Source organism: Streptomyces sp. NPDC058373, from assembly GCF_042723275.1.
In the GTDB taxonomy this organism is placed as follows: Bacteria; Actinomycetota; Actinomycetes; order Streptomycetales; family Streptomycetaceae; genus Streptomyces.
Genome location: NZ_JBHXJE010000018.1, coordinates 22321 through 48002, shown reverse-complemented (window position 1 = coordinate 48002; position 25682 = coordinate 22321). Strand labels below are relative to the sequence as shown.

At 71.1% G+C, this 25682-nt stretch carries 21 protein-coding genes and 1 pseudogene; 16 read left to right on the top strand and 6 right to left on the bottom strand.

The window, feature by feature from the left end; translation table 11 throughout:
* Window positions 1-72: 72 nt before the first annotated feature.
* Window positions 73-2334 (bottom strand): MMPL family transporter, encoded by a 2262-nt coding sequence (locus ACFWMZ_RS13605; RefSeq protein ID WP_383171375.1) that lies wholly within the window; start codon window positions 2332-2334, stop codon window positions 73-75.
* A 246-nt stretch (window positions 2335-2580) separates the two neighbouring features.
* Between ACFWMZ_RS13605 and ACFWMZ_RS13600 the strand changes: the two genes are divergently transcribed.
* Window positions 2581-3309, top strand: a complete 729-nt coding sequence (locus tag ACFWMZ_RS13600) for a response regulator transcription factor (RefSeq protein WP_383171378.1) — start codon at window positions 2581-2583, stop codon at window positions 3307-3309.
* Between the two features lie 38 nt (window positions 3310-3347).
* Window positions 3348-4370: a sensor histidine kinase gene (locus ACFWMZ_RS13595; RefSeq protein ID WP_383201543.1), complete on the top strand. Its 1023-nt coding sequence runs from the start codon at window positions 3348-3350 to the stop codon at window positions 4368-4370.
* Between the two features lie 36 nt (window positions 4371-4406).
* Here ACFWMZ_RS13595 and ACFWMZ_RS13590 read toward each other — a convergent pair whose 3' ends face one another.
* Window positions 4407-5393: a LacI family DNA-binding transcriptional regulator gene (locus ACFWMZ_RS13590; RefSeq protein ID WP_383171384.1), complete on the bottom strand. Its 987-nt coding sequence runs from the start codon at window positions 5391-5393 to the stop codon at window positions 4407-4409.
* Between the two features lie 291 nt (window positions 5394-5684).
* On the opposite strand from ACFWMZ_RS13590, the gene ACFWMZ_RS13585 reads away from it, so the two are divergent.
* The 8 genes and pseudogenes from ACFWMZ_RS13585 (at window position 5685) to ACFWMZ_RS13550 (ending at window position 16024) form a co-directional block, all read left to right on the top strand.
* A complete protein-coding gene (locus tag ACFWMZ_RS13585) occupies window positions 5685-6611 on the top strand; it encodes a carbohydrate ABC transporter permease (RefSeq protein WP_383201540.1) in 927 nt (308 codons plus the stop codon).
* A 71-nt stretch (window positions 6612-6682) separates the two neighbouring features.
* Complete coding sequence (locus tag ACFWMZ_RS13580; RefSeq protein ID WP_383201605.1) at window positions 6683-7576, top strand: carbohydrate ABC transporter permease; 894 nt, start codon at window positions 6683-6685, stop codon at window positions 7574-7576.
* Window positions 7577-7663: 87 nt separating this feature from the next.
* On the top strand, window positions 7664-9001 hold the full coding sequence (locus tag ACFWMZ_RS13575) for an ABC transporter substrate-binding protein (protein ID WP_383171390.1): 1338 nt from the start codon (window positions 7664-7666) through the stop codon (window positions 8999-9001).
* A gap of 56 nt (window positions 9002-9057) precedes the next feature.
* Entirely contained in the window at window positions 9058-11136 is a 2079-nt protein-coding gene (locus ACFWMZ_RS13570) for a beta-galactosidase (RefSeq protein WP_383201537.1), read from the top strand.
* 1016 nt (window positions 11137-12152) lie between these two features.
* A complete protein-coding gene (locus ACFWMZ_RS13565) occupies window positions 12153-14402 on the top strand; it encodes a hypothetical protein (RefSeq protein ID WP_383201534.1) in 2250 nt (749 codons plus the stop codon).
* A 57-nt stretch (window positions 14403-14459) separates the two neighbouring features.
* A complete protein-coding gene (locus tag ACFWMZ_RS13560; RefSeq protein ID WP_383201532.1) occupies window positions 14460-14795 on the top strand; it encodes a transposase in 336 nt (111 codons plus the stop codon).
* A pseudogene (locus tag ACFWMZ_RS13555) lies at window positions 14768-14893 on the top strand (IS5/IS1182 family transposase); the annotation flags it as partial. The gene ACFWMZ_RS13560 and the pseudogene ACFWMZ_RS13555, both read left to right, overlap by 28 nt.
* 306 nt (window positions 14894-15199) lie before the next feature.
* Window positions 15200-16024, top strand: a complete 825-nt coding sequence (locus ACFWMZ_RS13550) for an SAM-dependent methyltransferase (protein WP_383171399.1) — start codon at window positions 15200-15202, stop codon at window positions 16022-16024.
* A 75-nt stretch (window positions 16025-16099) separates the two neighbouring features.
* On the opposite strand, the gene ACFWMZ_RS13545 is transcribed toward ACFWMZ_RS13550, so the two are convergent.
* From ACFWMZ_RS13545 to ACFWMZ_RS13535, 3 genes are all read right to left on the bottom strand, one after another.
* Window positions 16100-16684 (bottom strand): TMEM165/GDT1 family protein, encoded by a 585-nt coding sequence (locus ACFWMZ_RS13545; RefSeq protein WP_383201529.1) that lies wholly within the window; start codon window positions 16682-16684, stop codon window positions 16100-16102.
* 310 nt (window positions 16685-16994) lie between these two features.
* Window positions 16995-17522, bottom strand: coding sequence for a histidine kinase (locus ACFWMZ_RS13540; RefSeq protein WP_383201526.1), 528 nt, complete (start codon window positions 17520-17522; stop codon window positions 16995-16997).
* A gap of 259 nt (window positions 17523-17781) precedes the next feature.
* Window positions 17782-18150, bottom strand: a complete 369-nt coding sequence (locus ACFWMZ_RS13535) for a tetratricopeptide repeat protein (RefSeq protein ID WP_383171408.1) — start codon at window positions 18148-18150, stop codon at window positions 17782-17784.
* Between the two features lie 182 nt (window positions 18151-18332).
* On the opposite strand from ACFWMZ_RS13535, the gene ACFWMZ_RS13530 reads away from it, so the two are divergent.
* The 5 genes from ACFWMZ_RS13530 (at window position 18333) to ACFWMZ_RS13510 (ending at window position 24633) form a co-directional block, all read left to right on the top strand.
* The gene (locus ACFWMZ_RS13530) at window positions 18333-19349 is read left to right on the top strand and encodes a PHP domain-containing protein (protein ID WP_383171410.1); all 1017 of its coding nucleotides are present in this window, start codon (window positions 18333-18335) and stop codon (window positions 19347-19349) included.
* Between the two features lie 476 nt (window positions 19350-19825).
* Complete coding sequence (locus ACFWMZ_RS13525) at window positions 19826-21136, top strand: polyprenyl synthetase family protein (RefSeq protein ID WP_383171413.1); 1311 nt, start codon at window positions 19826-19828, stop codon at window positions 21134-21136.
* Window positions 21111-22649 (top strand): phytoene desaturase family protein, encoded by a 1539-nt coding sequence (crtI, locus tag ACFWMZ_RS13520; RefSeq protein ID WP_383201523.1) that lies wholly within the window; start codon window positions 21111-21113, stop codon window positions 22647-22649. Before ACFWMZ_RS13525 ends, crtI begins: the two co-directional genes overlap by 26 nt.
* Window positions 22646-23617: a phytoene/squalene synthase family protein gene (locus ACFWMZ_RS13515; protein WP_383201520.1), complete on the top strand. Its 972-nt coding sequence runs from the start codon at window positions 22646-22648 to the stop codon at window positions 23615-23617. The genes crtI and ACFWMZ_RS13515 overlap by 4 nt, the downstream gene beginning before the upstream one ends.
* Before the next feature lie 68 nt (window positions 23618-23685).
* The gene (locus ACFWMZ_RS13510) at window positions 23686-24633 is read left to right on the top strand and encodes a DUF5914 domain-containing protein (protein WP_383171630.1); all 948 of its coding nucleotides are present in this window, start codon (window positions 23686-23688) and stop codon (window positions 24631-24633) included.
* 10 nt (window positions 24634-24643) lie between these two features.
* On the opposite strand, the gene ACFWMZ_RS13505 is transcribed toward ACFWMZ_RS13510, so the two are convergent.
* Complete coding sequence (locus ACFWMZ_RS13505) at window positions 24644-25168, bottom strand: winged helix-turn-helix transcriptional regulator (RefSeq protein WP_383171422.1); 525 nt, start codon at window positions 25166-25168, stop codon at window positions 24644-24646.
* Window positions 25169-25277: 109 nt separating this feature from the next.
* Here ACFWMZ_RS13505 and ACFWMZ_RS13500 point away from each other — a divergent pair, with 109 nt between their 5' ends.
* Window positions 25278-25625: a nuclear transport factor 2 family protein gene (locus ACFWMZ_RS13500; protein WP_383201517.1), complete on the top strand. Its 348-nt coding sequence runs from the start codon at window positions 25278-25280 to the stop codon at window positions 25623-25625.
* The last annotated feature ends 57 nt before the right edge of the window (window positions 25626-25682 follow it).

Here is a 25682-nt window from a genome sequence, read left to right as displayed (position 1 = left end):
CACGCTCGCCCCCTCGCGTGCGACTCGAGCGAGGGCCCGGAGGGGGGAAGCGTGTTCGTGCCAGTGGATCAGTCACTCTCCCGAAGGGGCGCGGTCGGCGCCGACGGACGCAGGCTGCCGGGGGAGGTGCGGTTCTTCGGGGCGGTGGGGCGCGGTGTGCAGCTTGGTGAGACGTTCACCTTCGATGTCCACCTCGGGCAGCCACCGCTGCAGAACGCGGGGCAGCCACCATGCCTTGTGGCCGAGCAGGGCCATGACCGCGGGCACCAGGGTCATGCGGACCACGAAGGCGTCAAGCAGGACGCCGATGGCGAGCGCGAAGCCCATGCCCTTGATCACCTGCATCTCGGCGAAAATGAACGAGCCGAAGATCGCGATCATGATGAGAGCCGCGGCGGTGACCACCTGAGAGCTGTGGCCGAAGCCTCGGACCATCGCTTCGGTCGGCGGCCTGCCGTGCTTGTACTCCTCACGCATCCGGGAGACGAGGAAGACCTCGTAGTCCATGGCCAGCCCGAACAGAATGCCTACCAGCAGCATGGGCAGGAAGCTGAGCACCGGGCCCGTCTGGCTGATGCCGAGCAGGTCGGACAGCCAGCCCCACTGGAAGACCGCGACCAGCGCTCCCAGGGAGGCGCCCAGGGAGAGCAGGAAGCCCAGCGCGGCCTTCAGCGGGACGGCGATGGCACGGAAGACGACGATCAGCAGCACCAGGGCCAGCCCCATGACCAGCAGGCAGTACAGGGGGAGGGCGGAGGACAGCTTGTCGGCCACGTCGATGTTCACCGCGGACGTGCCGGTGACGTTCAGGGTCGTGTCGGTGCGCTGCTCGATACCGCCGCGGGCCTCTCGGATCTCGGCCAGGAGCCCCTTGGTGGCCTCCGACTCGGGACCGCTTGAGGGAGTGACGTTGACCAGGGCGGCGTCACCGGAGGAGGCCGGTACGGGCGGGGAGACCGAGGACACGCCCGGAAGCTCCTTCACCTGCGAGGCGAGGTCGTTCGCCGCCGACAGGACGGCGGTCTGGTCCTGGCCCTGGGCGAGGACGACCAGGGTGCCGCTGTAGCCAGGGCCGAAGCCCTCGTCGATGAGTGTCTGAGCGCGGCCCGCAGAGCTGTGCGGGTCGACTTCCCCGCCCAGGCCGAGCCGGAGGTCGGCCGCCGGGGCAGCCATGACTCCGAGGCCGAGCAAGCACGTGACCATCACCAGCCAACGACGGCGCGCGACCAGGGACGCCCAACGCCGGCCCCGGCCCTGATGCCCCGGCGCAGCAGCCCGGAGCCGTGCTCGTTCGGTCGACCGGCGCAGTACGGGAACGGTGCTGGTGGCGATGTTGGCGCCGACGAGTCCGAGGACGGCCGGGAGCAGAGTGACCGCGATCAGGACGGACACCACGACGGTGGCGGCGGCGCCCAGGCCCATGACGGTGAGGAAGGGGATGTTCACGACAGCGAGCGCCGCCAGGGCGATCACGACGGTGGCCCCGGCGAAGACCACGGCCCCGCCGGCGGTGCCCGTCGCCAGTCCGGCCGATTCCTCGGGGTCCATACCCTCCCTGACCTGCGTCTGGTGGCGGGAGACGATGAAGAGCGCGTAGTCGATTCCCACCGCCAGGCCCAGCATCACGGCCAGGATGATCGAGGTGCTGTCCATCGTGATCACGCTGGTCATGGCCAGGAGTGACAGCACGCCGATGGCTACGCCGACCAGGGCGGTGGCCACCGGGATGATCGCGCCCCGCAGGGTGCGGAAGACGAGCACCAGGACACCCAGGGCGATCAGGACCCCGACGGCTTCCATGGGCCCGAGGACCTTGACCTCAGGCGCGAACGCGTCACCGCCCAGTTCCACGGTCAGCCCTGATCCGCGGCCCTCTTCGGCTGCCGCCTCGATCTCCTGCTTCGTGGCATCCGGGATGTCGTCAGCCTTCTCGGCGGCGAAGGTGATCTGCGCTATGCCGGTACGGCCGTCGGGCGAGACGGTGCCTGTCTCTGCGGAAGGGGCCGTAGCAGCTGCCACGCCGGGCGCTCGTCCCGCATCCCGGGTCAGGTCGGCGACGGCCTGCGCAGGGCCCCCCGCCGTGATCTTCTGACCGTCGGGTGCCCGGAAGACGATCTTGCCGGTCACCTGGCCGTCTCCGGACGGAAACTCCTTCTCCATCACGTCCAGGGTGCGCTGCGCCTCCGTGCCGGGGATGGAGGTGGACGAGCTGAACGGCTTCATCAGCCCCAGCGCGGCAACCCCCGCCACCAGCAGCACGGCGAGCCAAGCGCCGATGACGGGCCATTTGCGCCGATAGGCGAAACGGCCCAGGCGGTACAAGAATGTGGACACGCGAAAGACTCCCGGGATGTCAGAGAAGGGGGCGCACCCGGGTCGGAACGGCCAGCGCGCTACTGCCCCCGGATGCGGTGTGTACTCCACGCTAGGCCGCCGGCTCGCGGGCACTCGGCACAACGGGCCCCTGAGGCCGGTCTTCACATGGAACTCCCATGGAACACCGCAAGCCGATCGGACAAGCTAGATGAAGACCGACCCCTAGAAGCAGGCTGGCCTCATGCGAACAGGAAAGACACAGGGATGACGGAGCAGACCTCGGCGGACGCCGGTGCGCCCCCGGCACAGCACGGCCGGCTCCTGGTGGTCGACGACGAACCGGCGATCCTCGACACCGTCAGCCGCTTCCTGCGGTTCCTCGGCTACGAGGTCCGTACGGCCGCCACCGCCTCCGAGGCGCTCGCGATGGCCCGCGCCTTCCTGCCCGAGCTCATCCTGCTGGACGTGATGCTGCCCGACGGGGACGGCTTCGAGGTGATGCGGCGCCTGCGCCAGGACAAACTGCCCTTCGCCGTCGTCTTTCTGACCGCCCGCGGCACCCGCAAAGACCTGGTCAGGGGCCTGACCGCAGGCGGGGACGACTACATCACCAAACCGTTCGGGCTGGACGAGGTCGCCGCCCGTATCACCGCCGTGCTGCGTCGCACCCGGCAGCGGGACCACGGCAGCTCGGTGCTGCGGGTCGCCGACCTCGAACTCGACACGGTCACGTACGCCGTGCACCGCGCCGGGGTGCCACTGGATCTGTCTCCCACCGAGTTCCGCCTGCTCCGCTACCTGATGCTCCACCACGGGAGGGTCCTGTCACGGGCCCAGCTCCTGGACCACGTCTGGTCCTACGACTTCAACGGCGACGACACCGTCGTCGCCACCTACATCAGCTATCTGCGACGCAAGATCGACGCCCTGGGGCCCCCGTTGATCCACACCCAACGGGGCGTCGGCTACAGCCTTCGGGAGCCACGATGCTGAGGCGATCTGAGCAGAGGCCACTGCGCACCCGGCTCAGCGTGGTCGTCACCGCCCTGTGTGCCTGCGCCATGGCCGGCACCGCGTGCGCTTGGTTCAGTACGGACGGCGACCCCGCGGCCATCGTGATCGTCGAAGTGGCCGGGCTGCTTCTCGTGGCGACGGCCACCACCGCCGTCGTACGACGCGAACTACGGCCACTGGAGCACGCGGCAGCCACAGCCGACTCCATCGCCGCCGGAGATCTCTCACACCGGGTCACGGAGGCCGCCACCGCTCCCGCCACCGAAGTCGGCAGGCTGGCCGTGGCCCTGAACGGCATGCTCGACCAGATCGAGGCCGCACTCACCGCACGCGAGGCATCCGAGGACCGCATGCGCCAGTTCGTCGCGGACGCCTCTCACGAACTGCGCACCCCGTTGCAATCCCTGCGCGGCTATGCCGAGCTCTACCAGCACGGGGCCCTGCCGGACACCGCCGCGGTCGATACCGCCATGGACCGCATGGCCTCGGAGATCCAGCGTATGAGCCGGCTGGTCGAGTCCCTTCTCATGCTGGCGCGCTTCGACGAGGAGGAGGACGAAGCGGCACTGGAACCCGTCGATCTCAGCCGCGTGGTCGCCGAGTCCTGTCTGGATGCCGCAGCCGTGGAACCGGGCCGCCCGCGCAGCGTCCGTGTCCAGGAAGGCATCACCATTCTGGGTGACGAGGCTCAGCTCCGCAGCCTGGTGGCCAACCTTCTCGGCAACATCCGCATGCATACTGCCCCCGACGCCCCATGCGGCATCGAGTTGAGCGCCACCCGGGAGGCGGTGGTGCTCAGGGTCGAAGACCGCGGGCCGGGCATCCCCCCGGAATCCCAAGGGTATGTCTTCGACCGGTTCTACCGGGCGGACAAAGGACGCAGCCGTGCGGTCGGGGGCACCGGCCTGGGCCTCTCCATCGTCTCCGCTGTAGCCGAACTCCATCATGCGCAGGTACGGCTGGACAGCGTGCCCGGCCGCGGCACCCTGATCGAGATCGTCTTTCCGCCCGGCGGACGGAATGGGCTCCGGAGCCGCTGAGCAGCGGCGTCTGTGCGGCGGAGCTTCTACACGTGGCTACCGGGGTGGCGGGGCCGTGCTGTCCCGTATCGCGAGCCGGGTCGGGACGATGGTCGTGCCATGCTCCGGCGTGCTCTCCCGCACCTGGTGCAGAACACCCTCCACACAGCGGCGGCCCACCTCCGCGAAGTCCTGGTGGACGGTGGTCAGCGGAGGCTGAAAGGAACTGGCCTCGGAGATGTCGTCGAAGCCGACGACGGAAACGTCCTCGGGGACCTTGCGCCCGCGCTCGTTGAGGGCGCGCAGCAGGCCGAGCGCCATCTGGTCGTTGGCCGCGAACACGGCGGTGCAGTCGGCTTCGTCGGCGATGCGCAGACCCGCCCGGTAGCCGGACTCCGCCGACCAGTCCCCGCGTACGAGGGGCGGCGGTACGCGGCCCTCGTCCAGGAGCGCCGTGCGCCAGGCGTCCGAGCGGCGCTGGGCGGCGTACGACTCTTCAGGGCCTGCCAGGTGCCAGACGGTGCGATGCCCCAGGCCGAGGAGGTGGTTGACGGCATCACGGGCGCCGCCGGCCTGGTCGGTGTCGACAACCGTGTAACGGTCTCCGGCGTCGGAGTCCGCGACGACCACCTTCACATGGGGAGGCAAGGACAGCTTCGCCTTGTCCAGGAGGTGCACCTCCATGATGACGATGGCCGCGTCGATGGCGAGTTCGCCGAGGCGTGAGAAGGCGCCGCGCACCTCGTCCTGGGTGGGGACGGCGACCGGGAGGAGTGTGACCGCGTACCCCTCCTGCGCGGCCGAGGTGGCGATGGCTTCGAGGGTGCGGACGTTGCCCGTCGTGGCCAGGGTGAAAGTGATCACGCCGATGGTGCGGAACTCGCCTCGTTTGAGGGCCCGGGCGGCGCTGTTGGGGCGGTAGCCGAGTTCCTTCATCACGGCCAGGACCTGTTGGCGGGTCTCCTCGTTGACCCCCGGAAAACCGTTGGAGACACGGGAGACCGTCTGCGAGGAGACGCCCGCGGTCCGGGCGACGTCTGCCATGGACACGGTCCTGCGACGGCGCGGGGCACGATCCGCGTGCACCGGCCTCACAGGGCGTGTACCTGCCGCCGTGCGGTCTGCCTCTGTTCCGTCCACCGTCTCCCTCATCAGATGTCGCCTTTCATGAACGACCCTTGACCGCTCATCTGAGGGCAGTGTAGACATGCCGCCATCGAATGTTTACGTAAACATAACACCGGGGTGGCCAGTGGTCGAGCCGGGTCATCGGCCTGGGACGTTTGCGTAGAACTCCTTTTTTCGGTTTGGCGAAGGACTAGCGAGGGGCGCGAGATGGCGACGCTGCAACTGTCGACGGCCGCAGGGGGCCGTCCGGTCGGACCACCGGGGCGACGATCGCGTCACTCCTGGGCGGGCTGGGGGTTCATCGGGCCCTTCGTGCTGGTCTTCGTGCTCGTTTTCCTGGCGCCGCTGTTGTACTCGGTCTATCTGAGCCTGTACCGGACGCAGCTGGTCGGGGGCACCACCTTCGTGGGCCTCGACAACTATCAACAGGCCCTACAGGACGGCCAGTTCTGGGGCAGCGTCATCCGGGTCGGCCTGTTCCTGCTGATCCAGGTGCCGATCATGCTTGGCATCGCCCTGCTGGTCGCTCTGGCGATCGACAGCGGGCGCCTGTACGGCAAGGACTTCTTCCGGATCGCCGTGTTCCTGCCGTACGCCGTGCCCGCGGTCGTCGCGACCCTGATGTGGGGCTTCATGTACGGGCCGCGTTTCGGACTGATCGGGGACATCAACGATGCCTTCGGCACGCAGTTGCCCAACCCGCTCTCCTCGGACCTCATCCTGGCGTCGATCGGCAACATCGTCACCTGGGAGTTCATCGGCTACAACATGCTGATCTTCTACGCCGCGCTCCGTGTCATCCCGCACGCGCTCTACGAGGCGGCGGAGATCGACGGCGCGGGTCCGTGGCGCGTCATCTCGGCGATCAAGCTTCCGGCGATCCGAGGCGCCCTCGTCATCGCGACGATCTTCTCGATCATCGGCAGTTTCCAGCTCTTCAACGAGCCGGCGGTCCTCCAGAAGATCGCGCCGAACGCGATCACCACCGACTACACCCCGAACTACTACACGTACTCGCTGTCCTTCTCCGGTCAGCAGCACAACTACTCCGCGACCGTCGCCATCGTCATGGGCGTGATCACGATGGCCGTCGCCTATGTCGTCCAGTTGCGCGGCATGCGCAAGGGAGCGTGAGAGTGATGACGGTGAGCAGTGCTCGGGACACGGTGCCGCCGACTGCCGTGGCCCGGTCCATCAAGGTGCCGATGGCCGGCACCCCCCGACTTCGCCCACCGCGTCGACGGCAGCCCCGAGGCCGCGCGCGTCGCAGCGTTCTGCTGACCGCGCTCACCGGCGTCGTCGCGCTCTACGCTCTCGTACCGCTGGTGTGGCTGCTGATCAGTGCCACCAAGACGCAGCAGGGCCTGTCAGGTTCGTTCGGGCTGTGGTTCGACGGTGACCTCGCACTGTGGGACAACGTACGCCAGACCTTCACGTACCAGGACGGGGTATTCGGCCGCTGGCTGCTGAACACCTTGTTGTACGTGGTGGTGGGCGCCGGCGGCGCCACCTTCCTGGCCGTACTCGGCGGGTACGCCCTGGCCAAGTTCCAGTTTCCCGGCAAGCGCGCTGTGTTGGCCGTCGTCATCGGAGCAGTCGCCGTGCCCACCACGGCACTCGCCGTTCCCACGTTTCTCATGTTCAGCAAGATCGGGCTGACCGACACCCCGTGGGCTGTCATCATCCCCTCGCTCATCTCTCCCTTCGGCCTGTACCTGATGTGGGTGTTCGCCACCGAGGCGATCCCCACCGAACTGATGGAAGCTGCCCGGATCGACGGGGCGAGCGAGCTGCGCACCTTCTTCCAGGTCGCCCTGCCTCTGCTCGCCCCGGGCACGGTCACGGTGCTGCTGTTCACCACAGTCGCGACCTGGAACAACTACTTCCTTCCGCTGATCATGCTGAAGGACCCCGACTGGTACCCGCTCACCCTCGGCCTCGACGCCTGGAACAAGCAGGCGGCGACAGCCGGCGGTGAAGCCGTCTTCAACCTGGTCGTCACCGGCTCGCTCCTCACGATCGTGCCGCTGATCGCCGCCTTCCTGCTGCTCCAGAGGTACTGGCAGTCCGGACTCTCCGCCGGCAGCGTCAAGGAGTAGCCCGTGCCGGAGCGGCCCCCCGCGGCGCTCCTCGTCTTCCTTCCGTACGTAAGTCCTGTCGAACCACGAAGAAGTGGAAGTACCGTGATGTCCCAGCACTCCCGCCGTCTGCTGCGCGGCTTCGGTCTCGTCTGTGCCCTGGCCCTTGGAGCGACCGCCTGCGGCGGCTCCGACGACGGCTCCGCTCAGAGGAACCTAGGCGCCGCGGACCTCCAGGCCGCGCTGAAGAAGGGCGGCACCGTCACCGTGTGGGCGTGGGAACCCACACTCAAGCAGGTCGCCGCGGACTTCGAGAAGAAGTACCCCCAGGTGGACATCAAGCTGGTCAACGCGGGCACGGGCAACGACCAGTACAAGGGGTTGCAGAACGCCATATCGGCGAAGAAGGGGGTGCCCGATGTCGCACAGCTGGAGTACTACGCACTGGGGCAGTATGCGCTGACGAAGGAGATCACCGACCTCACGGCGTACGGCGCCGGCAAGCTGGAAGGCACCTACACCCCCGGCCCCTGGAACTCGGTGAAGTTCGACGACGGAGTCTACGGCCTGCCGATGGACTCCGGGCCCATGGCCCTCTTCTACAACAAGAAGGTCTTCGACAAGCACGGGATCGCGGTGCCCACGACATGGGACGAGTACGTCGAGGCCGGCCGCAAGCTGCACAAGGCCGATCCGAAGGCGTACATCACCAGCGACGTCGGCGACGCGGGTCTGACCACCAGCCTGCTGTGGCAGGCCGGCTCGCGCCCCTACAAGGTCGACGGCACGAAGGTCGGCATCGACTTCACCGACGCGGGCGCCGGGAAGTACACAGCCACCTGGCAGAAGCTGATCGACGAGAAGCTCCTCTCGCCTGTCGTCGGCTGGAGCGACGACTGGTACAAGGGCTTGGCAGACGGCACCATCGCCACTCTGCCCATCGGAGCCTGGATGCCCGCCAACTTCGCCTCCGGAGTGAAGGGCGCCGCGGGTGACTGGCGCGTTGCCCCGCTGCCGCAGTGGGAGAAGGGCCGGAGCACGAGTTCAGAGAACGGCGGCAGTTCGCTGGCTGTGCCCACTCTCGGCAAGAACAAGGAGCTGGCCTACGCCTTCGTCGAGTACGCGAACTCGGGCCCCGGCGTGCAGACCCGCATCAAGAACGGCGCATTCCCGGCGACGGCGAAGGACCTGAACTCCCAGGCGTTCCAGAACACCGAGTTCCCGTACTTCGGGGGCCAGAAGGCCAACAAGATCTTCGCCGACTCGGCGAAGGGCGTGCCGGCCGGGTGGAAGTACCTGCCGTACCAGGTGTACTCCAACTCGATCTTCAACGACACCGTCGGCAAGGCGTACGTCTCCGGCACCACGCTGCCCGAGGGCCTGAAGGCGTGGCAGGACAAGTCTCTCGATTACGGCGAGAAGCAAGGCTTCACCGTCCAGAAGTAGCACCTGAGGGCTCTCGATCCTCCCCTTCTTGACCACCAGCTCGTGGAAGGACCCGCATGACCTCCCCCCGCACCTCCCGAATCCCCTACCCGAAGGACGACGACGGAGCCCGGCGCCTCGTCTACGGCGCCGACTACAACCCCGAGCAGTGGCCGCGGGAGGTGTGGGCAGAGGACATCCGCCTGATGCGCCAGGCAGGCGTGAACCTCGTCTCGCTGGCGATCTTCTCCTGGGCGAGGCTGCAGCCCACCGAGGACACCTGGGATTTCGGGTGGCTCGACGAGGTGATGGACCTGCTCCACGCGGGCGGAATCGGTGTCGACCTCGCGACCGCCACGGCCTCACCGCCGCCGTGGCTCACCGCCGCGCACCCCGAGATCCTTCCGGTGACCGCCACCGGTGAGACCCTGTGGCCAGGCGCACGACAGCACTGGCGGCCCACCTCACCCGTCTTCCGCGAACACGCGCTGCGCCTGGTACGAGAGATGGCGACGCGCTATGCCGACCACCCGGCTCTCGTGGCCTGGCATGTCAACAACGAACTGGGCTGCCACAACATCTACGACTACTCCGACGATGCCGCGCACGCCTTCCGCGGCTGGCTGCGCCGCCGGTACACCACGCTTGACGCCCTCAATCACGCCTGGGGCACGAGTTTCTGGTCCCAGCGCTACAGCGACTGGGACCAGATCCTGCCGCCTCGCCTCGCTGCCTCTCATCCCAACCCGACGCAACAGCTCGATTTCAAACGCTTCTCCTCCGATGCCCTGAAAGACCATCTGCTCGCCGAGCGCGAAGTACTGACGGAGATCACCCCGAATACCCCCGTCACCAGCAACTTCATGGTGATGAGCGGGATCAAGGGCATGAATTACGCGGACTGGGCCGGTGCTGTCGATTTCGTGTCGAACGACCACTACACGGTCCTCGGCCCGCAAAACCGTGACGAGCTGTCCTTCTGCGCCAATCTGACCAGCGGCATCGCGGGGCACCGCCCGTGGTTTCTGATGGAGCACTCCACCAACGCCGTGAACTGGCAGCCCGTCAACCTGCCCAAGAAGCCCGGAGACCTGGGCCGCGACTCGCTGCTGCACGTGGCGCACGGCGCCGACGCCGTGTGCTTCTTCCAATGGCGCCAGTCCGCGGCAGGCGCGGAGAAATACCACTCGGCGATGGTGCCCCACGCCGGTGAGGACAGCGAACTCTTCCGCGACGTCGTCGCGTTGGGGCACACGCTGGATGTGCTGGCACCGCTTGCCGGGAGTGAACGTGAGCCCGCTCGCGTGGCGATCCTGTTCGACTGGGACTCCTGGTGGGCCAGCGAACAGGATTCCCACCCCACCTCCCTCCTCGACTACCACCGCGAGGCCCTCGACTGGTATTCGGCCCTGATGCGCCTGGGCATCCGCGCCGACGTGGTCCCCGCGCAGACGACCGACCTGAACCCGTACGACCTGGTGATCGCGCCCGTCCTGCATGTGGTGGCGCAGCCGCTCGCCAAGGAGCTCACCCGGTACGTCGAGGGCGGCGGCCACCTGGTCACCACCTACTTCTCCGCGATCGTGGACGAGAACGACCACGTCTGGCTCGGCGGCTATCCCGGCGCCTTGCGCGAACTGCTCGGCATTCGCATCGAGGAGTTCGGACCCCTGCTCGACGGCGACACCGTCGACCTCGACAACGACACGGCCGGCAGCCTGTGGACCGACCGCATCAGCGTCGATGCCACCGACGTGGAGACTCTGGTCCACTATCGCACCGGGACCTACGCGTCACGCCCGGCGGTCACCCGCCGCGCAACCGGCCGAGGAACGGCCGCGTACGTCTCCACCCGCCTCGGGGTCGACGGCCTGGCCGCTCTGCTGCCCCGGCTGCTAGCCCCGTCCGGCGTGGCGAGCGACCTGCCCGAGGCAGCGCGGGGCACGGTCGAACACGTCGTGCGCCGGGACAGCGACAGCCGCTATCTGTTCTTCGTGAACCGCGGTGACGCGCCGGCTCCCCTTCCTGGCCTGTCGGGGGAGGTGCTCATAGGGCCGTCGGCCGGTGACGGGTTCACCCTGCCGCCTGGGGGAACCGCCGTTCTGCGGCAGCCGAATCCGCAGGAACCGCTTCCGCCCGCCGATCGGAGTGCTTGAAGCCGTCCGCGGGCCGGAGCCGCCAGCTCGTCCACTGCCCGGTCGGCGGGCGGCGGCTCCGTTCGGCCGGCCCGGTACGGGGCGCAGCTTCATGGCTCTTCCCGGACACCGAATTAGCGAGAGCAAAAGGGCCCTGGTGTGTCACCCGGGCCCCTCTCGGCGTGCCGGGCGCGTGACCCAGGTGGGCCGTTGAGGGTTGGCCGTGCATGCCGGGCCGCGCCCGCCGGATGCCCCCGGGCGCGTCCGTCGGCATGCCCCGGGGCGCCCGAGAGGTACAAGCAGGCCCTGATGTCGTAGGTGATCAGAGTCCAACATGTTCCACCAGTTGTGCACGCCGAAGACGTCTCGATCGGCGGGGGTGCGACGTGTCCTCCCGGCAATGCGTCAAGCCGCTCTTGTGAGGGGGGCGCACCACCTCTTGCTGTCTGACGGCGCCTCTGGCGGCCGGCGGTCGAAGGGCGCTCGTGAGCCGGGTATGCGTGAGCCCTCACCGTGGCTGAGCAGGCGGCGAGGGATCGCCGGGCCGGGCTGGATCGTGGGCCGCACCGTCGAAGCGGACTGGCCCGCACGGAGCTGATGACCCGTTGGGCAAGGTGGCCCCTCACCTGCGAGGGGCCACCTGGATCGCGCAACAGTCAACAGATTCCCACAGGTTCGAGCGGAGAAGCTCTTGCCGCACCCATTGCGTGACCCCCCGCTGGTTGGCATCCTCCCTGTCATGTTTGCGTAAACATTTCGGGGGCCGTGTGTGCTGCTCGTTACGCCGACGGTGTCCCGGGTCCTACGCAGCCCCGTGTGGGACTTGCCGACTCCCGTAACGCACGCGGGAGTCGAAAGCTCTGGAGAGGACCTCGGTCCATCATGAGCAACGCAATGAGAGCCGCCGCAGCCTTCGCGGGTGCAGCCTTCCTCGGCACCATGCGCACAACGCCGACCCGGGACACGGCCGCCCCTGGTGAGGCGGCGAGTTCGAGCACTGTGGAACCGCGGCATCGCGGTGGCAAGGAGGAACTCGCATGAGAACCGCTCCTGGAATCAAGGCGAGGCGGAACTTGTCACGCGGCGCCGCCCCCTTCACGGGCGTAGCGCTCGCACTGGCGATGGTGGTCGCCCTCGCGCCTGCCGCCGTCGCGGCCGGCGGCGCGCCGGCGGCAGCCGCCGCCGACGACACGCTGACCGTCGACAACGCGACCGGACTGGCGTCCGACGGGAAGCCGATGGCGGGCCCGGGTCTCTACAACACCGATGTCGATGGCTACTACTACTCGATCGGCGCGACCCAGCTCGATGCCTCGGCAGGCGGTACCAGCCTGGCCCTCTACCGGGGCAAGGACTGGCGCAACAAGTCGCTGCTGAAGGTGGTCGCCGACGCCGACACGACGTACACCATGCCCGACGGTACGGTGACACATCCACTGGCCAACGCGAAGCTGGAGCGCATTGACTTCGAGCGCGCGCCGAGTGGCAAGTACGTCGTCTGGGTGCACTGGGAGCTCAAGGCCACCTACAGCGCTTCTCAGACGATGGCGCTGGTCGCCGACAAGCCCACCGGCCCTTACGAAGTCGTCGCGACACACGCACGTCCCGGAGCCAGTCTGAACGTCGGAGGCAAGGGCCAGGCGGGGTCGACCGACTTCAAGGACGCGATGGGCGACCGCGTCGGGCAGCTGCGCAAGGACTACGACACCGCAGGCAAGAGCGGTGCGTATGACGGGAGCGCCGAGGCCCCGACCACGGGCAGCGACTACCCGCCCCAGATCTCCACGTTTCCCAAGCCCACCGGTCCTCGCGGCAGTGGCTACGACCCGGACAAGCCCGCGCGCAACAGCGACGACCTGTACGGCTCCTCCGTACAGGAGGGCACCTGGTGGACCTTCAACTTCAACGACCTGCACGACGACATGACGCTCAAGGCCAGCGCCGTGCGCATGACGCCGTACGACCAGTCGGCCTACGAGGACGCCGAGGCCGCCGGGATCAACCCGAGCCCGGGCTCCTACATCGTGCGCTACCCCGCGGCGAAGTCCGACCCCATGAAGGCGGCCGGTATCGCGGCGAAGGGGTACGGCGGAGGCGCCGACGAGGCGTACGACCCGAACCCGGACGACGACACCACGCCGATCGTGGACGAGATGGACCGCTCGGCAGTCGCCAGTGAGACGTACACGTCGGTGGAGGACGACAGCGGCGCGCGCAAAGAGCTCGTCGCGCCCCAGATCGCGCCGCGCGTGGACGAGAACGCCGGTGTCAACAAGGGCAGCAAGTCGGTCGTCGCGAACGAGGGCGACCGCGCCTACGTGACCGCGGACATTGATGTCGACAAGTACCAGGTGCTGGTCACCACCGACGGCTCCGACCCCAGGACCAGCGACACGGCCTGGCAATGGGACAACCGCTACAAGGTGCCTGACATCTCGATCACCGACGGCCTGGTGCTCAAGGCGGTGTCCACCGACTTCGCCAGGACCCGATTCTCCGACGTCGCGACCACCAGCTTCTCCCTTGCCAAGGCGGGGAGTGAGGAGGCTGAGGACGTACCGGTGTTCGAGCCGGTAATGAACTTCAAGTCGGGCGACTGGCACAACAACGACGCCGGCCTCTTCGGCTACGGCGAACTGCGCGTCCTGTCGCCGACCTACAACGCCGAGGTCTACTACACGATGGACGGGGCCGACCCGGTACCGGCCCGCTACGGCCAGAACCTCGGCTTCGCCCTGCAGACGGAAGGCGAGGCCACCGAGCACACGCAGGCCGAGGTCGACAAGGCGACAACCGCCCTCACCACGGCGATCAAGAACCTGCGGGGCATCGGCGCGGAAGTAGCGGTCGACATCACCAAGCTGGCCCAGGCCATCGAGAACGGAGAGGCCAAGCTCGACGAATCCCACCGGTACACCAAGCAGTCCGTCAAGAGCCTCAAGAGCGCTGTCAAGGCGGGTAAGAAGGACCTCGCGGCCGCCGACGACCCCGAGACCACCCAGGCGCAGATCAACGCAGCCACCAAAGCCATCAGGAAGGCCATCACCGGCCTCGCACCGAGCAAGGCCACCGCTCCCGCCCTCAACCCGTCAGCACTCAGGAACGCCGTCGAACAGGCGTCGAAGGTGAACGCCGAGAGCTACACGGCGCGGTCCTGGAAGGTGTTCGAGAGCAAGCTCGACAACGCCAGGCGCATCGCCACCGCGCCCAGGACGCAGCAGCAGGTGACCGAGGCACTCGACCAACTCAGCCTGACAGCTGGTGAACTCGTCGCCCGGTCTCGCTGACGTCGCGTAGTCGCCCGGGCCGAGTGACGGAGCACCCGGCGCGCCGCAGGAGCCGTCGTGACCGCCACGGCACTCACCGAGTCGGCCGATCAGTGCTCCGCCGCACCAGCCCGGACAGGGCCTGCCCCGGGAACGGGGCAGGCCCTGTCGCGTCCTAGGCGGCTTCGTTTGGATCAGTTGGTCGTTGGTCCGGGTGTGCCGTTGACTGATGCGCAGTGGGCGCGGATCGAGCCGTTGCTCCCGGACCGGACGCCGAAGCGGGGTGGCCGCTGGCGTGACCATCGTGAGGTGATCGACGCGATCGCCTACAAGTTCCAGACCGGCACGCAGTCACGGGAACGGCCGATGGCGTGGTCGCCGGCCGCACCGTCGAGCGGTGCATCAACCGCCTGAAACAGTGGCGAGGCATCGCCACCCGCTACGAGAAGACCGCCACCATCTACCGGGCCGGACTCCACACCGCGGGCATCTTCCTCTGGTCCGCCCGATGATCCGAACGAAACTGCCCGGGCCCCCACCCAGCGCCACGCCAACGACCGAACGGGCCACCAGGCACGGCAAGCACCGTTGCAGCATTAGGTTTGTACCTAACGGCGGCTGCTGGAGGCGTACCGCGGCGGAGGCGGCGTACCGTACGGCCCGGCCGCGCCGGCGGCCGGGCCGCGTGGATTGTGCCGGACGTGTCGTCACCTCCTTTGAGCTGCGGGGGAGTTGATCGATCCCGGGCGGCCCTCCGGTGGTTCGGTGGTCTAGGTTTGGACCAGGTCGAGGAATTGTTCGCGCCCAGGAGGACTCCCTTGTCACAGAACGACGCCCCGCTCGCCGCCGCCGACGACGTCCGCGCGCGGATCGACACGAGCAAGCCGCACTCCGCCCGCTTCTGGAACTACTTCGTGGGCGGCAAGGACAACTACGAGATCGACCGCGAGACGGGCGACCAGATCAAGGAGATCTTCCCCGGCCTCGTGGACGTGGCGCGCACCAGCCGCCATTTCCTCGGCCGCGCCGTCCGGTACCTCACCGTCGAGCAGGGCATCCGCCAGTTCCTCGACATCGGCACCGGCCTGCCCACCGCCGACAACACCCACCAGGTCGCACAGCGGTACGCCCCGGACTCCCGGATCGTGTACGTCGACAGCGACCCGCTGGTCCTGGCCCACGCCCGCGCGCTGCTCACCAGCACGCCTGAGGGGAAGACGGCCTACCTGGACGCCGACCTCTACCGGCCGGAGGAGATCCTCAAGGCCGCCGAGTCCACGCTCGACCTGAGCCGGCCCGTGGCGCTGATGATCCTCAACACCCTCGGCCACGTCGAGCAGGCCGCCGAGGCGCGCGACCTGGTGAACCGGCTGATGGCGGGCCTGCCGTCCGGCAGCCACCTGGTGATCAGCGACTCCACCGCCACCAGCGACGGTATGATCGCCGCCTCCACCGCCTACAACAAGAGCGGCGCCGTCCCGTACCACGTGCGCGGCGTGGCCGAGATCGCCGGCTTCTTCGACGGGCTGGAGCTGGCGGAGCCAGGCATCGTCCAGGTCACCCGCTGGCGCCCCGAGGACGACGCCCCGCCGGAGGAGGCCGCCGCCGTCGACGCCTACGGCGGCGTGGCCCGCAAGGCCTGACACGCACCGCGTCCCCCGTCTCCGCCCAGCTGGGGAGACGGGGGACGCGGCAGAGGCCCGGCGCCGCGCGCCGGGTCAGGCGGTGATCGCCTCCACCAGGGACCAGATGGCCAGCCCCGCCATGCAGAGCCCGCCGATCCGCTGGACGGTCTTGAGCGGCACTCGCTGGGCGATGAACCTCCCGGCCAGCAGCGCCAGCGCCGACACCGACATGAGGGCGGCGGCGGCACCGATCGCGGTGGAGGGGGTGCCGTTGGTGGCCGCCAGATTGGCGGTGGTGATCTGGGTCAGGTCACCCCACTCGCTGATGAAGACGGCCATGAACGCGGTGGTGTAGACGGGCCAGAAGCCGGTGACGGTCTTCGCCGCACCGTCCTCGTCCTCCCCGTCGCCCCCGCTGCGCAGCAGCATGAAGGCGCCGAAGGCGAACAGCACGGCCGAGACCAGCCGGACGATCCAGTCGGGCAGCAGGCCGATGAGGCTGCCCGCGCCGACCGCGATGGCCACATGGACCAGGAACGCCGTGGAGGTGCCGAACCAGACGTAGAGCGGACGCATGCGGGTGCCCATGGCGAGCGACGCGAACATCGTCTTGTCCGGCAGCTCGGCGAGGAAGATCAGCCCGAAGGCAGTGACGAGCGCCAGGGGGTCGAGACTCATTCCGGGGGCCTTCTGTGCGGGGCCGGGCCCCGGATCGTCCCCGTGAGGTCCCGCAGGACCAGCGACGGGAGGACCGCTCGGCCCGGCACGACGGACCGCACCCGCTCTGCTGCGGGCACGGTTTCATGCCTTGGCCGAAGGTCTCGTCCACCGCCCGCCGGTCACGGCGCGAGCGGCCCGGCGGCCGGGCTGTCCGCGGTGGCGGACGGCCAGTATGTCGACCGGCGGTGTTGCGGGACTACTCCCCTTCGCTGCTCCCCACGGTACCCCACCCCGCTCCGCGGCCCGGAAGCCGCCCGGAACGCCCGTCTCAGGCCGGGAGTCCGCGGCTGAACAGGGTGTCCATCTTCTCCCGGAACTCGTGGCGGCGCTGCTTGCGGTGGTCGTGGCGGGCCTGCCGGACGGCCTCCTCGGCGGCCTTCTGCGCGGAGGCGACCTCCTCCTCGACCTGTTCCACGGGGACGGCCACGACCGTGCCGCCGAGCCGTCCCGCCAGATCGTCGGCGGCGGCCGGGGAGAACGCGGTGGCCTCGACCATCAGCAGGTTGGCGCCGTCGTCGACGTTCTTGCTGAGCACCGTCAGCGCGTCGTGGGCGTCCTCGGCCGTCTCCGTGTCGGCGGTCGCCTCGATGAGGGCGCCCAGGCCCCACCCGAAGAGCACCCCGACCGGGCCGCCGAGGATGCCGACCAGCGCGCCGATGGCGCCGCCGGTCAGGGTGGTCGTGCCCGCCTGCGGCTGGTAGTCCTCGGGCACGGCCTTGACCTCGGAGAAGGCGCGGTAGGTGGCGCTGGGGTCGGTGAAGGTGAAGAAGAGGACGTTGTCCGGTGGCTGGGTCATGGGAAGGCTCCGATCCGGTGCGACTGCGGGACCCGTCCGGCGGACCCGGCCGCCGGGGGTGCGGCGAGCGCCACGGCCATCCAAGCCGAACCGGATCAAGGGTGCGTCCGGGACGCCGTCCGACGGGTGGCGCACGACCGGCGGGTCCTCCCGGGCCACGGCTCAGCGGACCGTACCGGGAGGGTGCGCTCCCGGGGCGGCGGCTGCGGCGCGGGCCGGGCGCGGCCGAACGGGGGTCCGTGCCGTGCCCGGCGCGGTGTCAGCGCCCGGCGGTGCCCGGGCCGGGCTCAGTGAAGTCGCCGCTCATCGCGGCCGCCATCCGCAGGTAGGGGCGGGCCTCGTCGTCCCGGTTCTGGCGCTCCAGGGTCCGTCCGAGGAGCAGGGTGGCGTAACTCTCGACGGGGTCCCGCTCCAGCAGCACCCGCAGCTCCCGCTCCGCCCGGCCGAGCTGCGCGGAGTGGTAGTACGCCCGGGCCAGCAGCAGGCGGGCCGCCTGGTGCTCGGGCGCCTCCTCGACCAGGCCGTTCAGGATGCGGACGGCCGCCGGGTACTCCTTGGCCTCGAAGAACATCCGTGCCCGGTCCCAGCGGTCCGCGGGCGTTCCGAACTCGAAGTAGCTCTCGCTCACGCCTCTTCCTCCTCCCGGCCGTACGCCGCTCCTGGCACCGGTGCTGCCCGGAGCGCGGCCATCCCCGACAACGGCCCGAGGTGGTTGAACATTCCACAAAAGTTGGGGTGCCGACGCCGGATGCGGCCCCCGCCCGCCCGCGAGACGCTGAGGAGCAGACCCCGTACCGGATGGAGGCGGCCGTGGACCCCGAGCACGCCCTGGACCGGATCGCCTTCCTCCTGGAGCGCGCTCAGGAACCCACCTACCGCGTCCGCGCCTTCCGCACCGCCGCCGCGGTCCTGCGCGAACACGGGCTCGCCGAGATCCGCGACCGCGCCGCCGACGGCACGCTGGAGAAGCTGAAGGGGATCGGCCCGAAGACGGGCAAGGTCATCCGCCAGGCGCTGGACGGGGGGACCCCGGCCTACCTCGAAGCGCTGGAGGAGGAGGCCGCGAAGGCGCCGCTCGCCGAGGGCGGCGACGCCCTGTACGCCGCGCTGCGCGGCGACTGCCACCTGCACTCCGACTGGTCCGACGGCGGCAGCTCCATCGAGGAGATGGGTCGCGCCGCCCTCGCGCTGGGCCACGAGTGGGCCGTCCTCACCGACCACTCGCCCCGGCTCACCGTCGCCCACGGCCTCAGCGCCGACCGGCTGCGCCGCCAGCTCGACACCGTCGCCGCCCTGAACGAACAGTGGGCCCCCTTCCGCCTGCTCACCGGCATCGAGTGCGACATCCTCGACGACGGCACCCTCGACCAGGAACCCGAGCTGCTGGACCGGCTCGACCTGGTGGTCGCCTCCGTCCACTCCAAGCTGCGGATGGACGCCCCCGCCATGACCCGCCGGATGCTCGCCGCCGTCCGCAACCCCCGCACCGACGTCCTCGGCCACTGCACCGGCCGCCTCATCACCGGCCGCACCCGCCCCGAGTCCCACTTCGACGCCGACGCGGTCTTCGCCGCCTGCGCCGAGTCCGGCACCGCCGTCGAGATCAACAGCCGCCCTGAACGACTCGACCCCCCGCTCCGGCTGATCCGCGCCGCCCGCGACGCCGGAACCCTCTTCGCCGTCGACACCGACGCCCACGCCCCCGGCCAGCTCACCTGGCAGCGGCTGGGCTGCGCCCGGGCCGAGGAGTGCGGGATCCGTACCGAGGACGTGATCACGACGTGGCGGGCGGAGAAGCTGCTGGAGTGGACAGGGCGGGGCCGGTAGAGGGCCGTACGGGGCAGTGGAGGGACCTGCTGGGGAACCTCCACCCCGCGAGCGCCCGCCCAGCCATCCGGGCCCGGCCCACGACTCGTCCGGGGGCCACGGCGGCAGGCGTATGGGACGGCAGGCGTACGGGCGCGCGGCTACTGCCGCAGATGCCGCAAGCTCACGCCCGCCCGGCCTCCCGCCGGGCGGCGCCGGACGCTCCGCCACACCGCCCTGCACCCCGGCATCCTCAATCTCAGCCCCCTCGGCGCGGGGCCGGCAGCCCCCCGCCCCCACGCCCTCTGTTCCGCCGGACGGGCGTCGTTCCCGCTCCGCGGCTCCCCCAATGGAGGGGCCCGCCGACAGCCTCCCGGCCGAACGGGCACTGATCACCACCGGGCGGCGGGACCACCACCGCCTCCGCGTTCCCCAGGGCGTGGCCCCCCGGCCGGACCGCCACGGGAGCAACCGGTGAGCCGGAGGAGAGGACCGCCGTGGCCCGCACCCAAGACCCCCGGGCCGCCCGCGCTCCGGCCCACCCGGACGCCGGGCCCGGCCCCCGCCCGGGGGAGCCCGGTACCGGGCAGGCGGCCCTGTGCCCCGAGGCTCCCGGCGCCGACGCGGCCGACGGCCGCCCCGGGCGGCCCGCCCCGGCCACCCCTCACCCCGAAGTGGCCGCGGTCGACGCCGACATCGGCCGAGCCGTCGGCGCCCAGCTCGGCGAACTCCTCGCCGAACGGCTCCAGGAGGCCCGCGCCACCGACCCCGTCTCCGGCCGCGACATCGCCGAGCGGATCGCGCGGTTCACCGCCCTCGGCGGGCGCCGCATGCGTCCCGCCCTGCTGTGGTGGGCGCTGCGCGCCTGCGCCCTGCCCGACCACGGGCGGGCCCGGGCCGCCCTCAGGGTGGGGGCGGCCGTCGAACTCCTCCAGACCTGCGCACTCGTCCACGACGACGTCATGGACAGCTCACGGCTGCGCCGGGGCCGCCCGGCGCTGCACGTCTCGCTCGCCACCCAGTACGGGGCACGGAGCACGGACGTCTTCGCGGGCGCGGCGGCGGTCCTCGCCGGGGATCTCGCCCTCGCCTGGGCCGAGGACACCCTCGCCGAGACCGAACTGCCCGACCCGGTCCGGCGCCGGGTGCGGACGGTGTGGCGGGTGATGCGCGGCGAGATGGTCGCGGGCCAGTACCTCGACCTGCACGGCCAGGTCACCGCCGACCGCTCCGCGCTCCTCGCCCTGCGCACCGCCCGGCTCAAGAGCGCCCAGTACTCCGCCGCCCGGCCCCTGGAACTCGGCGCCGTCCTCGCGGGCGCCGACCCCCTGCTCACCCGGCGCCTCGCCGGGGCCGGAGCCCCGGCCGGGCTCGCCTTCCAGCTCCGCGACGACCTGCTGGGCGTCTACGGCGACCCGTCCCGCACCGGGAAACCGGCCGGGGACGACATCCGCGAGGGCAAACCGACCCTGCTGGTCGCCCTCGCCCACGCCCGGGCCACGGCGCGGGGCCGCCTCGCCGACGTGGCCGTCCTCGAATCGGCCCTCGGCGACCCGCGGCTCACCCCGGCCGGACTCGACGCCGTACGCGAGGTCCTGGAGGCGACCGGTGCCCGCGCCGCCGTCGAGGAGCGCATCGACCGGCTGGCCGCGCGTGCCCTGGCCCGCCTGGACAGCCTCGCGCTCGACCCGGTGGCCGGGGACCGGCTGCGCGGCCTGCTGCGGCTCGCCGCCGGGACCCACCCCGACGCCGCGCCACCCCACCCCGACCGAGAGGCAGGGCATGCGGACACTGCACGGCCCCACTGACCACGTAGTCGTCGTCGGCGCCGGGCTCGCGGGCCTGTCGGCTGCCCTCCACCTGCTCGGCGCCGGACGCCGCGTCACGCTCGTCGAACGTGCCGAGCAGCCCGGCGGCCGCGCCGGCCGCACCGACCTCGGCGGCTACCGGATCGACACCGGGCCGACCGTCCTCACCATGCCGCACCTGGTCGAGGAGGCGTTCGCCGCGGTCGGCGCCCGGATGGCCGACCACCTCCACCTCACCGAGCTGCACCCCGCCTACCGGGCCCACTTCTCCGACGGCAGCCGCCTCGACGTCCACACCCGGCCCGAGCCGATGGAGGAGGAGATCCGCCGCTTCGCCTCCGCCCGCGAGGCGGCCGGGTACCGGCGGCTGCGCACCTGGCTGGAGAAGCTGTACGCCCTGCAGATGCGCCGCTTCATCGACACCAACTTCGACTCCCCGCTCGCCCTGCTCACCCCCGACCTCGCCCGGCTGGCCGCGCTCGGCGGCTTCGGCCGGATGGACGCCCAGGTCGGCCGGTTCATCGGCGACGAGCGGCTGCGCCGCGTCTTCACCTTCCAGGCCCTCTACGCGGGCGTCCCCCCGGCCCGAGCGCTCGCCGCCTACGCGGTGATCGCCTACATGGACACCATGGCGGGCGTCCACTTCCCGCGCGGCGGCATGCACGCCCTGCCCCGCGCCATGGCCGGGGCCGCCACCGCCGCGGGCGCCGAGATCCACTACGGCCACACCGTCGAAGCCCTGGAGCGCACCGGCGAGCGGATCACCGCGGTCCGCACCGACCGCGCCCGCATCCCCTGCGACGCCGTCGTCCTCACCCCGGACCTGCCGACCACCTACCGCCTGCTCGGGCGCGCCCCTCGCCGCGCCGTCCCGCTGCGCCACTCCCCGTCGGCAGTGATCCTGCATGCCGGGACCGACCGCACCTGGCCCGCCCTCGGCCACCACACCCTCTCCTTCGGCCGCGCCTGGCACTCCACCTTCGACGAACTCACCCGCCTCGGCCGCCCGATGAGCGACCCCTCACTGCTCATCACCCGGCCCACCGCGACCGACCCGTCCCTCGCCCCCGCCGGACGCCACCTGCACTACGTCCTCGCGCCCTGCCCCAACACCGACATCGGCCCCGGCACCCAGGAGTGGACCGCCCTCGCCCCCGCCTACCGCGACCACCTCCTGCGCGTACTGGAGGAACGCGGACTCGACGGCATCGGCGCCGCCATCGAGACGCAGGCCCTGGTCACCCCCGTCGACTGGAGCGACCAGGGCCACGCCGCGGGCAGCCCGTTCTCCGCCGCCCACACCTTCGCCCAGACCGGCCCCTTCCGCCCCCGCAACCTGGTGCGCGGCACCGCCAACGCCGTCCTCGCGGGGTGCGGCACCACCCCCGGCGTCGGCGTCCCCACCGTTCTGGTCTCCGGCCGGCTCGCCGCCGCCCGCGTCACCGGACTGCCCGGCTCCGCGCCCCGCCGCCGCCCCGCCCCCGCCGCCGCGACCACCGGAGGTACCGCGTGAGTGCCCGCGAACTCGACGCCGCCCGGATCACCGACCCGGCCCTGCGCGCCGCCTACCGCACCTGCCGCGCCCTCAACGCCCGCCACGGCAGGACGTACTTCCTCGCCACCCGGCTGCTCCCGGTCGAGCGCAGGCCCGCCGTGCACAGCCTGTACGGCTTCGCCCGCCACGCCGACGACATCGTGGACGACCTCGGCTCCACGGCCACCACCGGGGAACGGGCCGCCGCCCTCGACCGGCTCGACCGGCGGCTGCACGCGGGGCTGCGCCACGGCACGAGCGAGGAACCGGTGGTGCACGCCCTCGCCGACACCGCCCGCCGCTACGCCATCGACCCTGGGCACTTCCACGACTTCATGGCCTCCATGCGCAGCGACCTCACCGTCACCGACTACCCGGACCTCGCCGCGCTCCGCCGCTACATGCACGGTTCCGCCGCCGTCATCGGCCTCCAGATGCTGCCGGTCCTCGGCACCGTCGTCCCCCGCGAGGAGGCAGCCCCGCACGCCGCCGCCCTCGGCGTCGCCTTCCAGCTCACCAACTTCCTCCGCGACGTCGGCGAGGACCTCGACCGGGGCCGCGTCTACCTGCCCGCCGACCTCCTCGCCGCCCACGGCGTCGACCGCGACCTGCTGCGGTGGAGCCGCGCCACCGGCCACCGCGACCCCCGCATCGCCCGCGCCCTGCGCGAGGCCGCCGCCGTCACCCGCGAGATCTACCACCAGGCGGCCCCCGGCATCGCCCTCCTCGACCCCGTCGCCCGCCCCTGCATCCGCACCGCCCACATCCTGTACGGCTCCATCCTCGACGCGGTCGCCGCCGACGGGTACGCCGCCGTCCACCGCAGATCGGCGGTGCCGCGCCGACGCCGCGCCGCGGTCGCCGCCGACGGCCTGACCCGTCTCGCCGCCGCCCGGCGCCGCCACCGCAGGACCCGCCCGGCTCGCACGCCGGGGGTGCCCGCGTGAGCGAGCGCACCACCCGCCGGAACCCCGTCCCGCTCCGCCTGCGCCATCACCCTGTCCCCTGGGACCGGATGCGCCCCACCTGGCGCGAGGCCCGCCCGCGGGTCATCGCCGCCGCGCTCGCCCGCGCCCAGGCCGCCCCCAGCGGCAACTGGTACGTCGTCGGCGCCTCCCGCGACCTGCCCGCCGACAGCCGACGCCCCCTCGGCCGCACCGTCGCCGGTACCGAGGTGGTCCTCTGGCGCGCCGCCGGCGGCACCCTCGTCGCGGGCCCGGGAGCCTGCCCGCACCTCGGCGCACCCCTGCGCGAGAGCCCGGTGCGGTGCGGCACCCTGGTCTGCCGCTGGCACGGACTGCCCCTGGACGGCGCCCCGTTCGCCGGGTGGCGCCCCTACCCCGCCCATGACGACGGCGTGCTGCTCTGGGTGCGGCTGGACGAGGCCGGCGGTGAGGCCCCGCTGGAGCGGCCGGTGCTCCCGGCGCGCCCCGCCCCCCGCACCGCTGTCGACGCCGTGTACACCGCCGTCGGCCGGTGCGAACCCGAGGACGTCGTGGCCAATCGGCTCGACCCCTGGCACGGGGCCTGGCTCCACCCGTACTCCTTCGTCGACCTGCGCGTCCTCGACGCGCCGGGCCCCGACGCCCGGGCCCCGGACGACGGGTTCACCGTCGAGGTGTCCTTCAAGGTGGCCGGCCGCGCCGTCGTCCCCGTCCAGGCCGTCTTCAGCGCGCCCGAACCCCGCACGGTCGTCATGCACATCACCCAGGGGGAGGGCGTCGGCTCGGTCGTGGAGACCCACGCGACGCCGCTCACCCCCGACGCCACGGGCCGCCCCCGCACCGCTGTAGTGGAGGCCGTCATCGCCGCCTCCGACCGGCCCGGCTTCACCGCCGCCCGCCTCGCCGCCCCGCTCCTGCGCCCCCTCATGCGCGCCACCGCCGCCCGCCTGTGGCGCGACGACCTCGCCTACGCCGAACGCCGGTGGGCGCTGCGCGCGGCGGGGCGGTTCCCGGGGTAGAGCCCCATGTTCAGGACGGGCCCTCGGAGGCCAGCGCCCCTCGCCCCCGCCTCAACTCCTCGTAGCGGGCCCGCATCGCGTCACTGGCGGCAGGGCCGGCGGTGAAGGCGTAGGCGTCGCTGTCGTCGAGGCGCTTGCCGGTCCGGGCGTCGACCACGACCGGTTCGACCTCCTCCCCGGTGGCGGTGTCGACCAGGATCATCGAGCGGTCCCGCGGGGCGAGGTGCCGGTTGCCCCAGGCGGCGAGCGCGACGACCACCGGCCGCAGGGAGCGGCCGCGCTCGGTGAGGACGTACTCGTGGCGGACCGGGTTGGTCTGGTACGGGCGCCGCTCCAGCAGGCCGTCGGCGACCAGGGTCTTGAGTCGCGAGGTGAGCATGCTGGTGGAGATGGACAGGCTCTGCTGGAACTGGTCGAAGCGCGTGTAGCCGTCGAAGGCGTCGTGCAGGATCAGCAGCGTCCACCACTCGCCGACGTGCTGCACCGTGGTCGACAACGGGCACTCGCGGTCCTCCAGCCTGATCCGGGTCGCCATGCCACATCCTCCAGTCACTGCTAAAGTGAAAGTCACTGGCTTCTATTTTAGCAGTCGGTCGTCGGCGCGTGCCGCCGGCGCCGTCCAGCCGACCCCCTGCGAGGCAGTCATGAGCGAACACCTGGCCACCATCGACGTGCCCGACGCCGTCAGGCGCTACCTCCGGGCGCACACCGCGCGCGACCTCCCCGTGGCCGCCGCCACCTTCACCCCCGACGCCACCGTCACCGACGACGGGAAGACCCACCAGGGACTCCCCGCCATCACCGACTGGCTCGGCCGGACCTCGACCGAGTACACGTACACCACCACCCTCGTCGGCGCCGAGCGCGACGGTGCGGACCGGTGCACGGTGGCCCAGCACCTCGAGGGCGACTTCCCCGGCGGCACCGTCGACCTGCACTACCGCTTCACCCTCGACCAGGGGCTGATCAGCCGCCTCGACATCGCTCCCTGAGGCGTCGCGCGCGGGGACGGCGCCGGCTTCCCGCCCGAGAGGGAGGTCCGCGTCAGC

What these genes read in the sequence shown, in the direction of transcription:
- ACFWMZ_RS13600 (WP_383171378.1), top strand. Translation starts at nt 2,581, where the DNA reads ATGACGGAGCAGACCTCGGCGGACGCCGGTGCGCCCCCGGCACAGCAC.
- ACFWMZ_RS13590 (WP_383171384.1), bottom strand. Translation starts at nt 5,393, where the DNA reads ATGGCAGACGTCGCCCGGACCGCGGGCGTCTCCTCGCAGACGGTCTCC.
- ACFWMZ_RS13585 (WP_383201540.1), top strand. Translation starts at nt 5,685, where the DNA reads ATGGCGACGCTGCAACTGTCGACGGCCGCAGGGGGCCGTCCGGTCGGA.
- ACFWMZ_RS13580 (WP_383201605.1), top strand. Translation starts at nt 6,683, where the DNA reads ATGGCCGGCACCCCCCGACTTCGCCCACCGCGTCGACGGCAGCCCCGA.
- ACFWMZ_RS13575 (WP_383171390.1), top strand. Translation starts at nt 7,664, where the DNA reads ATGTCCCAGCACTCCCGCCGTCTGCTGCGCGGCTTCGGTCTCGTCTGT.
- ACFWMZ_RS13570 (WP_383201537.1), top strand. Translation starts at nt 9,058, where the DNA reads ATGACCTCCCCCCGCACCTCCCGAATCCCCTACCCGAAGGACGACGAC.
- ACFWMZ_RS13565 (WP_383201534.1), top strand. Translation starts at nt 12,153, where the DNA reads ATGAGAACCGCTCCTGGAATCAAGGCGAGGCGGAACTTGTCACGCGGC.
- ACFWMZ_RS13545 (WP_383201529.1), bottom strand. Translation starts at nt 16,684, where the DNA reads ATGAGTCTCGACCCCCTGGCGCTCGTCACTGCCTTCGGGCTGATCTTC.
- ACFWMZ_RS13540 (WP_383201526.1), bottom strand. Translation starts at nt 17,522, where the DNA reads ATGACCCAGCCACCGGACAACGTCCTCTTCTTCACCTTCACCGACCCC.
- crtI (WP_383201523.1), top strand. Translation starts at nt 21,111, where the DNA reads ATGCGGACACTGCACGGCCCCACTGACCACGTAGTCGTCGTCGGCGCC.
- ACFWMZ_RS13510 (WP_383171630.1), top strand. Translation starts at nt 23,686, where the DNA reads ATGCGCCCCACCTGGCGCGAGGCCCGCCCGCGGGTCATCGCCGCCGCG.
- ACFWMZ_RS13505 (WP_383171422.1), bottom strand. Translation starts at nt 25,168, where the DNA reads ATGGCGACCCGGATCAGGCTGGAGGACCGCGAGTGCCCGTTGTCGACC.
- ACFWMZ_RS13500 (WP_383201517.1), top strand. Translation starts at nt 25,278, where the DNA reads ATGAGCGAACACCTGGCCACCATCGACGTGCCCGACGCCGTCAGGCGC.